The 12,263-nt window shown below is 63.3% G+C and carries 12 protein-coding genes; 5 read left to right on the top strand and 7 right to left on the bottom strand.

The annotated features are described in order from the left end of the window. Positions 1-107 precede the first annotated feature (107 nt). From JQ628_RS17730 to JQ628_RS17720, 3 genes are all read left to right on the top strand, one after another. On the top strand, positions 108-344 hold the full coding sequence (locus JQ628_RS17730) for an AbrB/MazE/SpoVT family DNA-binding domain-containing protein (RefSeq protein WP_212224104.1): 237 nt from the start codon (positions 108-110) through the stop codon (positions 342-344). After that, complete coding sequence (locus JQ628_RS17725; protein WP_212224102.1) at positions 341-748, top strand: type II toxin-antitoxin system VapC family toxin; 408 nt, start codon at positions 341-343, stop codon at positions 746-748. Before JQ628_RS17730 ends, JQ628_RS17725 begins: the two co-directional genes overlap by 4 nt. A 132-nt stretch (positions 749-880) precedes the next feature. Next, positions 881-1,666, top strand: coding sequence for a GGDEF domain-containing protein (locus tag JQ628_RS17720; protein WP_212224100.1), 786 nt, complete (start codon positions 881-883; stop codon positions 1,664-1,666). A gap of 139 nt (positions 1,667-1,805) precedes the next feature. Here the strand turns inward: JQ628_RS17720 and JQ628_RS17715 are convergent, their stop codons facing one another. The 6 genes from JQ628_RS17715 to JQ628_RS17690 form a co-directional block, all read right to left on the bottom strand. Beyond that, positions 1,806-2,207, bottom strand: a complete 402-nt coding sequence (locus JQ628_RS17715) for a GFA family protein (RefSeq protein WP_212224099.1) — start codon at positions 2,205-2,207, stop codon at positions 1,806-1,808. A gap of 12 nt (positions 2,208-2,219) precedes the next feature. Then, positions 2,220-4,445 carry an acetate--CoA ligase family protein gene (locus tag JQ628_RS17710; protein ID WP_212224098.1) on the bottom strand — a complete coding sequence of 742 codons (2,226 nt, stop codon included), beginning with the start codon at positions 4,443-4,445 and terminating at the stop codon, positions 2,220-2,222. Between the two features lie 272 nt (positions 4,446-4,717). Then, positions 4,718-6,166 (bottom strand): ammonium transporter, encoded by a 1,449-nt coding sequence (locus JQ628_RS17705; RefSeq protein ID WP_212224097.1) that lies wholly within the window; start codon positions 6,164-6,166, stop codon positions 4,718-4,720. Positions 6,167-6,203: 37 nt separating this feature from the next. Further along, positions 6,204-6,542: a P-II family nitrogen regulator gene (locus tag JQ628_RS17700; RefSeq protein ID WP_212224096.1), complete on the bottom strand. Its 339-nt coding sequence runs from the start codon at positions 6,540-6,542 to the stop codon at positions 6,204-6,206. Positions 6,543-6,861: 319 nt separating this feature from the next. Next, positions 6,862-8,157, bottom strand: coding sequence for an ammonium transporter (locus tag JQ628_RS17695; RefSeq protein ID WP_212224095.1), 1,296 nt, complete (start codon positions 8,155-8,157; stop codon positions 6,862-6,864). A 73-nt stretch (positions 8,158-8,230) separates the two neighbouring features. After that, complete coding sequence (locus JQ628_RS17690; RefSeq protein ID WP_212224094.1) at positions 8,231-8,569, bottom strand: P-II family nitrogen regulator; 339 nt, start codon at positions 8,567-8,569, stop codon at positions 8,231-8,233. Positions 8,570-8,829: 260 nt separating this feature from the next. Here JQ628_RS17690 and JQ628_RS17685 point away from each other — a divergent pair, with 260 nt between their 5' ends. Continuing rightward, positions 8,830-9,741, top strand: a complete 912-nt coding sequence (locus JQ628_RS17685; RefSeq protein WP_212224092.1) for a DUF4339 domain-containing protein — start codon at positions 8,830-8,832, stop codon at positions 9,739-9,741. A gap of 3 nt (positions 9,742-9,744) precedes the next feature. Here JQ628_RS17685 and tesB read toward each other — a convergent pair whose 3' ends face one another. Then, on the bottom strand, positions 9,745-10,608 hold the full coding sequence (tesB, locus tag JQ628_RS17680) for an acyl-CoA thioesterase II (RefSeq protein WP_212224090.1): 864 nt from the start codon (positions 10,606-10,608) through the stop codon (positions 9,745-9,747). 207 nt (positions 10,609-10,815) lie between these two features. Between tesB and JQ628_RS17675 the strand changes: the two genes are divergently transcribed. Further along, the gene (locus JQ628_RS17675) at positions 10,816-12,036 is read left to right on the top strand and encodes a ubiquinone biosynthesis hydroxylase (RefSeq protein WP_212224088.1); all 1,221 of its coding nucleotides are present in this window, start codon (positions 10,816-10,818) and stop codon (positions 12,034-12,036) included. Positions 12,037-12,263: the final 227 nt, after the last annotated feature.

The following is a 12,263-nucleotide window of genomic DNA, read 5'->3' as shown; positions in this document are numbered from 1 at the left end:
ACCACCATAGATACGGCGAGGTTAAGACGCGATTAACCATCGGCCGCAGTGGACAATTTGCAGGGTATTACCATATTCTAAGTCAGTATTACTCCTGAGGTTCGACAATGGCTACCACCGTTACCAGAAAGGGTCAGGTTACCATTCCGAAGTCGGTGCGAGACCATCTGGGGATTGGTCCGGGCAGCAAAGTGGACTTCCGACGAAGTGCCGATGGCGGAATTCTCATCGAGAAGGCCGATGGCCCGCAACAACCGAGCCGGTTTGCCAGGCTTCGTGGGTCGGCAGGTCCGGGCATGACCACCGACGAGATAATGGCCCTGCTCCGCGGCGATCCGGAATGACGCTGGTCGATTCCAGTGTTTTGCTTGATCTGGTGACGGATGGCGAGGCTTGGGCTGACTGGTCGCAAGCTCAACTCGAACAGGCGGCGCTGAACGGACCGCTTCTCATCAACGACGTCGTCTACGCGGAAGTCTCGGCGCGATTTATTTCGATCGAAGCCGTCGAAGCAGTGTTGCTCGACATGGGCATCGAAGTCGCGCCGATCCCGCGATCAGCGCTCTTTCTGGCTGGCAAGGCATATCTTCGATACCGGGCCAGCGGAGGCATTCGCACCGGCGTCCTGTCCGATTTCTTCATCGGCGCGCATGCCGCCGCCGAAAAGCTGCCGTTGCTGACGCGTGATGGACGGCGCTACCAAAGCTATTTTCCAGCAATCACGATCATAGCGCCGAAGGAGAGTTAGCTTTGCAGGAATTGCCTCCCGATCTTTTCGCCTGACAATTTTGCCTGTTGTTAACCGGCTTGCGAGGAATGCTTCGGCCTTAGCGATTTGCAGTCCATTCGGATGCTACGGCATTGCCCAACAGGGCAGGCCATGACCACTCAGATCGTCACGCACAAGGACGTGCTGCGATACACCGCAAGACACGTTTCGATCGCGGTGGGTCTGACTTTCGTCATGACGCTGGCGACCGCGCTGATGCATCTCGGCGCCAATGCGGCTGCTGCCGTCCGCGTCGGCGACGTCATCATCATGAGCGTCTGTGCGGCCACCGTGATTTCGGCGGTGCTTTCGGGGATCATGATCTACCGCTCGGCCCTGCTGATGCAGGAGCTGACGCTGACGCGCCGCGAATTGTCGCGCATCTCGCAGACCGATCAGCTCACCGGCTTGTTGAACCGCCGCGGCTTTGACGATGCGGCGAGTTCCGCGCTGCGGTCGGCCTATCATGCCGGCCAGCCGGCCGTGATCTTCATGTGCGACATCGACCACTTCAAGTCGATCAACGACCGCTTCGGCCACGAATTCGGCGACAAGGCGCTGATCGAGATCGCCGACGTGCTGCGCAACTTCTCCCGGGCGCATGGTGCGCTGGTGGCACGGCACGGCGGCGAAGAGTTCGCCGCGCTGATGATCGGCATCAGCCGCGAACAGGCCGAGCTGCATGCCGAGGAAATCCGCAAGGCTTGTTCGGCCCGCGAAATTTCCAGCGGCGGAATCTCCGAGCACGTGACGATCAGCATCGGCTTCACCGTCTCGCGCGGCGAAACCGAGCTCGCCAGGATCATGCGTGTGGCCGACCAGGCGCTCTATTTGGCCAAGCGTCGCGGCCGCGACCGCGTCGAGCGCGCCGACGAGTTCTCGCTCGCCGCCGCCTGAAGCCGAGCTTCCGTCATTTGCTGTCGACATGGCCGGGCTTGTCCCGGCCATCCACGTCCGTCTTCTGTCCCCAGACAACCCCCACGAATCGGGACGGATCCTACTGTGCATGGGGTTGTTTTGCAGATTCGGTGTGCCGCTATCGCTGCGGCAGCCGTTCGAACGCCGGCATCCCTTCCGGAATCATATGAAACGGCTGCTTGTCGACGGTGTAGATCGCGACCTGCGGCATCATCAGGGCCGGCTGATCGAGCGTGCCGACCTTGATCACGACGACCGGCCGCTGCGGCCGCGTCACGATATGCGTGCCGCATTCGGCGCAAAATTCTCGCGTCACCGGCTTTTCCAGATCCTTGCGTGCGAACTGTTTTGGCGCGCCTTTGGTGTATTTGAAGCCGTCGGGCGACATCGCCACGAACATGTTGGGCGAGCCGCCGGTGATGTACTGGCACTCGCGGCAATGGCACTGCGCCTTCATCATCGGCTCGCCCTCGGCCTCATAGCGCACGGCGCCGCAATAGCATCCGCCTGAAAGCTTCATCTGACGCTCTCCCTAGTGTTTGGCGGCGGCCTTGTTGGCCGCCGCATTGTTGAGGACGATCAGCCCGTCCACCGCGACGCCCACCTTGCTGTTGATCAGGAACGGATTGACGTCGATCGAGGCGATGCGGCCGTCGGCATCGGCCATCAGGTTGGACAGGCCGACCAGCGCCTTCACCGCGGATGCCTCGTGCAGCGCCGGCTTGCCGCGATAGCCTTTGATCTTCACGCCGGCCTTGGTCTTGTGGATCAGTTGCCTCGCCTCATCCGCATCCAGCGGCGCGCCGGCGAGCGCGACATCCTTCATCAGCTCGATATCGACGCCGCCGGTGCCAAACAGCACCACCGGCCCCATCTCGGCATCAAGGGATGCGCCGACCACCAGCTCGAGGTCGGCCTTGACCTGTTGTGCGATCAGGATGCCCTCGAGCTTCGGCTTGCCCTTGATCTTCTTCACCCGCCTGGTGATGTCCTCAAATGCCTTCTTCACCTCGGCTGCGCTGTTGAGGTTGAGCACCACGCCGCCGACGTCCGACTTGTGCAGGATGTCCGGGCTGACCACTTTGGCCACGACCGGAAAGCCGATTTTCTTCGCGATCCTGGCGGCCTCGGCCGCACTCTGGGCGATCTCCTCCTTCGAGATCGGGATGCCATAGGCCTTCAGCAGCTTTTTCGAGGCAACCTCGTCGAGCGCCGCAGCGCCATTGGCGCTTTTCAGCGCTTTCTCCAGCACGGCGCGCGCGGATGCCTTCGAGCTCGAGACGATGTCGGGCACTTCCTTGCGCAGCGAGGCATATTCGATCAGCGACTTGATCGCCCCGACCGCGCGGTCCAGTCCCTGCAGTACCGCGACATGCGGCAGCGTCTTTCGCAAGCCTTTCATGAACTCGGTAAAACCGATCGACATCGCGCTGATGTAGATCACGGGCTTGTTGGCCTCAGCAGCCATTTCGTTGACGATGCGCAAGTTGCGCTCGCGCAGCTCGTGCGGCGCTTTCGGCAGTTCGGAATCGATGATGACGATGTCGGTGTCGGGATCGTCGATCATGATCTTGATCGATTTCATGTAGACGGAGGGATCGACCACCGCAGCGAAGCCGGCATCCAGGGGATTCCCCACGATGCTGCCCGGGCCGAGCATTGTTGCCAGTTGCTGCGAGGCATTGGGGGAGAGCGGAGCAAAGTTGAGCCCCGCCGAATAGAACGCGTCGATCAGCAGGCCGCGCTTGCCGCCGGACAGCGACACCGCTGCCAGGCGATTGCCCTTCGGCGGGTCGGCATGCACAAAGCACTCGGTGGTCTCGATCAATTCATCGAGCCCGCGTACGCGAATCACGCCTTCGCGGGTCGAGATCGCGTCAAAGGTTTCGATCGAGCCGGCGAGCGCGCCGGTATGCGCCATCGCCGCCGCCCGGCCGCCTTCGGAAGCGCCAAGTTTCAGCGCGATGACGGGCTTGCCGGCGGCGCGCGCGGCCTTGCAGGCCTCGCGGAAGACTTTCGTGTTCCGCACGCCCTCCAGATACACCACGATGACGCGGATCGAGGGATCGGCGGCGAAATAGGCCATCAGGTCTGGTGTCTCTAGGCCGGTCTCGTTGCCGGTCGTGACCATGTAGCCGACGCCGACGCCGCGATCTTCCAGCGCCTGACGGATCGCCATCACGATCGCGCCGGATTGGCCGGCAACTGCGACCGCACCCTGTTCCATGGTGACAATGCGGTCGTCGATATTGGTGAACAGCTTTTCGCCGGCGGAGAGGTTGCCGAGGCAGTTCGGGCCGGTGACGGCGAGGCCGGTTTCCTTCACCGCCTGCTTCAGCTCGACCGCAAGCCGCTGGCTCTCCTCGTCCTGCAACTCACTGAACCCCGACGTCACGATGGTCGCAGACCGCGCGCCGGCCGCCGCTGCATCGCGGATCACCTGCACCGCAAAGCGCGCCGGCACCAGCACCAGCACGTGGTCCGGCTTTTCGGGGAGGCTGGCAAAATCCTTGTAGCAGGTGACGCCCCAGATCGTTTCGCGCTTCGCGTTGACCGGGAACAGGCCGCCTTCATATTTGTATTTGATCAGGTTGTTCCAGATCCGCTCGGCATAATTGCCGGGCTTGTCGGTGGCGCCGACCAGCACGATGTTGCGCGGGTGCAGCATCGCATGGATGCTTTTGATGACGTCGCTGGCGTCAGGGGCGGGCGACCACTTGGCGCTGGAGGTGGATGCATTGCTGGCGTGGGCTTCCATAAACGTATCTCACCCCTTGCTGCTTCTTGTTTTTTGCGGGAGGCGGAATTCACCTCGCCCGGCCACCGTTCGCGACGGAGACGGAAAGAAACAGTTCATTTCCGCCCGCGTCAACACGCGCGCGGCGGGTGCGGGGCTGTCAAATTTCGGTGGGTGAAAAAGAAAGGGGCCCCAGCTTGCGCTGGAGCCCCTCAACGGTCAGGGCATTGCCGGGTATGTGCCCGAACCGGAGTTGTGGACGCGACCCCTAAGGGATCGCGCCCCGGGAGAACTCACATGTTGTAGGCGCGCTCGGTGTGCTCGGTGACATCGAGGCCTTCACGCTCGACCTCGACGTTGACGCGCAGGCCGACGATGACATCGACGACCTTGTAGAGGATCGCCGAGCCGATGCCGGACCACACCAGCGTGGTGCCGACGCCCCAGAGCTGCGCGATCATCTGCGTCGCGAAGTCGTAGTCGGCGACCTTGGGCGGAACCGCGGTGTAATCCACGATACCGGCGCCGCCGAGGGCGGGGTTCACCAGGATGCCGGTGCCGATCGCGCCGACGATGCCGCCGACACAGTGCACGCCGAACACGTCGAGCGAGTCGTCATAGCCGAGCGCGTTCTTGATCACAGTGCAGAAGAACAGGCAGACCACGCCGACCACCAGGCCAAGCACGATCGCGCCCATCGGGCCGGCAAAACCGGCCGCGGGCGTGACCGCGACGAGACCGGCCACCGCGCCGGAGATCGCGCCGAGTACGGAGGGGTGACCCTTGATTATCCACTCCGCGAACATCCACGACAGCGCCGCCGCCGCAGTCGCGACGAAGGAGTTGGTCATGGCGAGCGCGGCGCCGCCGGAGGCTTCGAGGTTGGAGCCGGCGTTGAAGCCGAACCAGCCGACCCAGAGCAGCGAGGCGCCGATCATCGACATGGTCAGCGAGTGGGGGGCCATCAGCTCCTTGCCGTAGCCGACACGCTTGCCGATCAGGAGCGCGCCGACGAGGCCGGCGATGCCGGCATTGATGTGCACGACGGTGCCGCCCGCGAAGTCGATCGCGCCCTTCTTGAAGATCCAGCCGGCGTCGGCGTTGATCTCGTCGAGCTTGGCCTGCGCCGCGGTCTTGGCCGCGCCGTCAGCCGCAGCGGCGAGCGCCTTGGCGGCATCCTGGATCGCGTCCGGGCCCGGCCAGTACCAGACCATGTGGGCGATCGGGAAGTAGATTAGGGTGACCCAGAGCGGGATGAACAGCGCCACCGCGGCGAACTTCATGCGCTCGGCAAACGCGCCGACGATCAGCGCCGGCGTGATCGCCGCGAAGGTCATCTGGAAGCAGAGATAGACCATCTCGGTCACGTTGGCATCGACGCTGAAGGTCGCGGCCTTGGAGTCGGGCGTGATGCCCATCATGAAGGCCTTCGAGAAGCCGCCGATGAAATCGGAACCGCCGGTGAAGGCGAGGCTGTAGCCGTACAGCGCCCACAACAGGACCACGATGCAGACGGTGTAGAACACCTGCATCAGGACCGAGAGCATGTTCTTGGAGCGCACCAGGCCGCCATAGAACAGCGCAAGGCCGGGAATCGTCATCAACAGCACCAGCACCGTCGATGTCATCAGCCAGGCATTGTCGCCCTTGTTGATCGTTGGCTCTGCATGGGCCGCGGTTGCGGCGAGCAGGCCGACTGCGAGGGCCGCCAGTCCCGCGCTATAGGGACGTTTGAACGTCATTTTGTATTACTCCTGAGTGGTAAGGGTGTGCGCGAAATCAGAGGGCAGCGGCATCGGCCTCGCCGGTGCGGATGCGGACCGCATGGTCGAGGTTCATGACGAAGATCTTGCCGTCGCCGATCTGTCCGGTCTTGGCCGCGGACGTGATGGCGTCGATGGTCTTGTCGACCTGCTCGGAGGCGACAGCCACCTCGATCTTGATCTTGGGCAGGAAGCTCACGGCATATTCGGCGCCGCGATAGATTTCCGTGTGGCCCTTCTGCCGGCCATATCCCTTGACTTCCGTCACCGTGAGACCGTGAACGCCAATGGCGGTCAGGGCGTCCCGGACTTCTTCCAGCTTGAATGGCTTAATGATCGCCATAACAATTTTCATGGGTCCTATCCCCGCTTGGGCCCGGCTCAGACAAAGGCCGGGCGTTCTCGACTGAGGTTCACCACGCGGAGAGGTAGTTCACTACGCGGGCACAGCCTCGCCCCGTAGAATCAAATGCCGTGCCAGAACGGCGGCATTCCCTAACGGTTTATGAATCCGGGTGTTTTTGCGTTTTGGCGGATGTGGCCAAAACTGCGCCATTCGGTCGCGCCTAATGTCTAAGCAGACCAGCCCATTTGCTGGGCACGACAGGCTCTTGCCAAGATCGTGCCCACCGGGCGGGCAGTTCAGAGGTAATTAGATCGGGAAAATGCGGTAATTACTGCAACGCTTCGCCATGCTGGGAGATATCGAGGCCCTCGAGTTCCTGCTGTAGCGATACGCGCAGGGGCGCGAACACGCCGACCAGCTTGAGCAGGATGAAGGTCACGACCGCCGTCCAGACCAGGGTGATGCCGACGCCAGCGAGCTGGATCAGCACCTGCTGCGGGTTGCCCTCGATCAGGCCCGACGTCCCGCCGATCGCGGTCGCCGCAAACACGCCGCACAGGATCGTGCCGGTGATGCCGCCGATGCCATGGACGCCGAACACGTCGAGCGAATCGTCGTATTTGAGGCGCACCTTGAGCGCGGTGCAGGCCCAGAAGCAGACCGCGCCGGCGGCGACGCCGATCACGATGCCGGCCCATGGCGCGACGAAGCCGGAGGCCGGCGTGATGGTGCCGAGGCCCGCGACGGCGCCGGAGATCATGCCGAGCACCGACGGCTTTCGGCGTGTCGACCATTCGAGCGCGGCCCAGGTCAGCGCGCCGGCGCAAGCCGACAGATGCGTCGCCGTGATCGCCATCACCGCGCGTGGGCTCGCCGTGAGCGCCGAGCCGCCATTGAAGCCGAACCAGCCGACCCACAGCATGCCGGTGCCGATCACCGCGAGCGAAAGGTCGAACGGCGCGAGATTCTCGGCGCCATAGCCATGGCGATTGCCGAGCACCTTGGCCGCCACCAGCCCGCCGATGCCGGCCGACAGATGCACGACAAGGCCGCCGGCGAAATCGAGCACGCCCATGGTCTGAAGGAAGCCGCCGCCCCACACCCAATGCGCCAAGGGTACATAGACGAAGGTGAACCAGCCGATCGAGAACAGCAGATAGGCCGAAAACCGCATGCGGTCGGCCACCGCGCCCGCCACCAGCGCCACCGTGATGATCGCAAAGGTCATCTGGTAGAGCATGAACAGCGCCTCGGGAATCGTCTTCGCCGCCGGGTTGACCGAGTCCATCGTCATCCCCGCGAGGAACCAGCGGTCGAGCGTGCCGATCCATTGGCCGTCGCCGACGAAGGCCAGCGAGTAGCCGAAGGCGACCCAGAGGATCGAGACGAGGCCAACGGCAGCGAGGCTCTGCGCCATGGTGGCGAGCACGTTCTTCTTGCGCACCATGCCGGCATAGAACAGCGCCAGCCCCGGGATCGTCATCATCAGCACCAGCGCGGTGGCGACGATCATCCAGGCGGTGTCGGCGGAATTGATGGCCGCATCATCGGCAAAGGCCGGCGTCGCCAGCGTTGCCAACCCGAATACAGCCGCGCAGGTCGCGGCGCGCGAATGAATCCCCATGATGTCCCCCGGCATTTACAATCTTGTCGATCGCAGCGCCGGCGTGTTGCCGCGCTGCTCGGTCTCAATGTCTTCAGAGCGCGTCGCTGTCGGTCTCGCCGGTGCGGATGCGCAGCGCATGGTCGATCGGCGTCACAAAGATCTTGCCGTCGCCGATCTGGCCGGTGCGGGCGCCCGAGGTGATGACCTGGACCGCCTTGTCGGCGAGTTCGGAGGCGACCGCGATCTCGATCCGCAGCTTCGGCAGGAAGTTCACGACATATTCGGCGCCGCGATAGATCTCGGTATGGCCCTTCTGGCGGCCATAGCCCTTGACCTCGGTCACGGTCATGCCGTGGACGCCGATCGCGGTCAGCGCCTGGCGCACCTCGTCCAGCTTGAAGGGTTTGATGATCGCGACGACAAGTTTCATGAGCGGGCCTTCAGTTAATGCAGCATGTGGCAGTTTGCCTGCCGCGTGGTGGACGCCGGTGCAAATCTGGCATCTTTCTGAGCAAATGGCACAAAAAAGTTGCAGGTTTTGCAGAAAACATTGCGATGAAGCCGCCGCGCTCCCTGTACAGGTGACGGGAACGTCCGCCAGAATGCGATTTCTCCCGGCCGGGACATCTTCGGTCGCCCGCCAGCCCCGGCTTACTTTCTTTGACCGCCAAAATTAGTTGAGGAAACAACATGCCGAGCCGATCCTGGTTTTACGCCGCCAATGGCCAACAGCAGGGCCCGTTCCCGGAAGAGCAATTACGCGACCTGATCGCCCGCGGGACGGTGCGGGCCGATACGCTGGTCTGGTCCGAGGGCATGGCCGGCTGGCAGAAGGCCGGCGAAATCCCGGGCCTGATGTCGATGCCGCCCGGCCCGCCGTCGATCGCGCAACCGGGCGGTCCTCCGGCCTATCCCGGCGGATACGCCGGCCCAGCCGGCGGCGGCTCGCTCGCGATCGACTTCGGCATCTGGGAGTTCGTCTGGCGCAGCCTCGTCCTGCTGATCGGCCTCGCCTTCATCATCCCGACCCCATGGGTCCTGGTTTGGTACAACAAGTGGATCGTTTCCCGCATTCACGTGCCGGGACGGCCGAACCTCAGCTTCACCGGAACGGCAATGACCGTTGCCATCTGGTATTTCGGTTTCATCGCGTTTGTGATCGTCATCGCCATCATCGGCGCTTTCACCGAGATCGAGTGGCTCAACAATCTGATCTACATCGTCCAAATCGTCCTCTACTGGCTGTTCCTCAAATGGCTGGTGGCGAACCTGGCGTCGAACGGGCAATCGCTCGGGCTTTCCTTCTCCGGCTCGGTCTGGGCTTACGCCGGATGGTCCATCCTGGCAGTCATCTCCGTTATCACCATCATCGGCTGGGCATGGGTCTATTCGGCGATGATGCGGTGGATCTGCCGCAACATCCAGGGCACGCGGCGTGAAGTGGTGTTCACCGGTACCGGGCTGGAGTTTCTCTGGCGCTCGATCGTGGCGGTGATCGGTTTCATGTTCATCATCCCGATCCCGTGGGTGTATCGCTGGATCATGCAGTGGATGGCGTCGCAAACCAAACTGGTCGAGCGCGGCGCGATGGCCAATGCCTGATCGCTAGGATTTCCGCTGGCGCACCGATCCCTCCTGCGCCACGGAAGCCACCAGCGTGCCGTCGGGCTTGAAGATCAGGCCGCGGGTCAGCCCGCGGCCGTCCTGCGCGCTCGGCGAATCCTGCGCATAGAGCAGCCATTCGTCGGCGCGGAACGGGCGGTGAAACCACATCGCGTGGTCGAGGCTGGCCGGCATCATGCGGCGGTCGAACAGCGTGCGGCCGTAGCGCGCCATCACCGCATCCAGCAGCGAGAAATCCGAGGCATAGGCGAGCGCGCACATGTGCAGCGCCGGATCCTCGGGTAATTTCGCGGCGGTGCGAATCCAGACATGGATGCGGCCGTCCTCGACCTTCTGGCCAAAATAGCGGCCGAGCTCGACGGGGCGGAGCTCGATCGGCCGGTCGGATTCGTAGTAGCGGCGGATGAAGTCCGGCATCTCCTTGAACATCGGCTGCTTGGAAATTTCTTCCGCGGTCAGTTTTTCCGGCGGCGGCACGTCGGGCATCTTTTCCTGATGATTGAACGCGCCTTCTTCCTCCGCATGGAACGACACCATGATCGAGAAGATCGCATTGCCGTGCTGGATCGCGGTGACGCGGCGGGTCGAATAGCTCTTGCCGTCGCGCAAGCGTTCGACCTGGTAGATGATCGGAATTTGCGGATCGCCCGGCAGGATGAAATAGCAATGGATCGAGTGCGGCAGCCGGCCCTCGACGGTGCGGCATGCGGCGACCATCGCCTGTCCGATCACCTGCCCCCCGAACACGCGCTGCCAGCTCGTCTTCGGGCTGTTGCCGCGGAACAGGTTTACCTCGAGCTGCTCGAGATCGAGGATGGAAATGAGGTCGATGAGGCCGTTGGACATTTTGGATGCTTTCGAGTCGTGGAGCCCGCCATCGTCGTCATTCCGGGATGCGCCGTGAGGCGCAGGCCCGGAATCCATACTCACGATCGTGGTTATGGATTCCGGGCTCGCGCCAAGGGGCGCGCCCCGGAATGACGGCGTTGGGGCTTGTTTCTCAAACCTGTTTCGCCCAGCTATAGTCAGGTAGCAAGGGTGTGAGTAAGCGGTATGTCGGCACAGCGAAGCATTGTCATCTGCGGCGGGGCCTTTGCCGGACTGGCGCTGGCCGTTGCGTTCCGCCAGGGCCTCGGTCCCGACATTCCCGTGATCGTCGCCGATCCGGCGCTGGCAATGCGGCCGAGCCGCGATCCGCGCGCCACCGCCATTGTCGCCGCCTGCCGGAGGCTGTTCGAGGCGCTCGGCGTGTGGGACGAGGTCGCGCCGACCGCACAGCCGATCCTCGACATGGTCGTGACGGATTCGAAACTGGAAGACGCCACGCGCCCGGTATTCCTCACCTTTGGCGGTCATGTCGAGCCGGGCGAGCCGTTCGCGCACATGGTCGAGAACCGCTATCTGATCGATGCGCTCGCCGCGCGCGCCGGGAAGGAAGGCGTCGATCTGCGCGCCACTGCGGTCGGCAGTTTTGATGCGCGCGCCGATGGCATCGATGTGACGCTCGCCGACGGCTCCACCATCGAGGCAAGCCTCCTGGTCGCCGCCGACGGCGCGCGCTCGAAGCTGCGCGAGCGGGCGGGGATCGTGACCCATGGCTGGGACTACGATCAAAGCGGCATCGTCGTCACCGTCGGCCATGAACGCGATCATGGCGGCCGTGCCGAAGAGCATTTCTTGCCGGCGGGGCCGTTTGCGATTTTGCCGCTGACGGGCAAGCGTTCGTCGCTGGTGTGGACGGAGACGCGGAGCGAGGCTGCGCGTATCGTCGCATTGAGCGAAGAGGAATTTCACGACGAACTCGAGAAGCGCTTTGGGTTGCACCTCGGCGAGATCAAGGCGCTCGACAAGCCGCGCGCCTTTCCGCTCGGCTACTTTGTTGCGCGCTCCTTTATCGCCGAACGGATGGCGCTGGTCGGCGACGCCGCCCATGTGATTCATCCGATTGCGGGGCAGGGGTTAAACATGGGCCTGAAGGACGTCGCTGCGCTCGCCGAAGTCATCGTCGACGCCGCGCGCCTCGGCATGGATTTGGGACAAGCCGATGTGCTCGAGCGCTACCAGCGCTGGCGGCGGTTTGACACGATGGCGATGGGGGTGGCGACCAATTCGCTGAATTTGTTGTTCTCCAACGAGTCGAACTTGCTGCGCGCCGTGCGCGATATCGGCCTCGGTCTCGTCGACCGCGCGCCGCCGCTGAAGAGTTTGTTCATTCGCCAGGCCGCGGGGCTCACGGGTGAAGTGCCGCGGCTGTTGAAGGGCGAGGCGTTGTAGATTCCTCTCAAGCCTCTCTGCGGAGTCAGGTAGTCGCAATCATCAAGGCTCGTCATCGCCCGCGCAGGCGGGCGATCCAGTACGCCGCGGCTTGTCGATTCGATCACTGACGCCTCTGGAATACTGGATCATCCGCCTTCGCGGATGATGACGGGTAAATATGTAGTAGCGTTCTCGCGACACACTGTGCCCGAGCTATTCAAATTCTTTCGCGCCTCCGGAGATAG

This window comes from Bradyrhizobium lablabi (genome assembly GCF_018129385.1).
Taxonomy (GTDB): domain Bacteria; phylum Pseudomonadota; class Alphaproteobacteria; order Rhizobiales; family Xanthobacteraceae; genus Bradyrhizobium; species Bradyrhizobium lablabi_C.
Note: the sequence above shows the minus strand (reverse complement) of the source record. Positions and strands in the feature narration are given on the sequence as shown.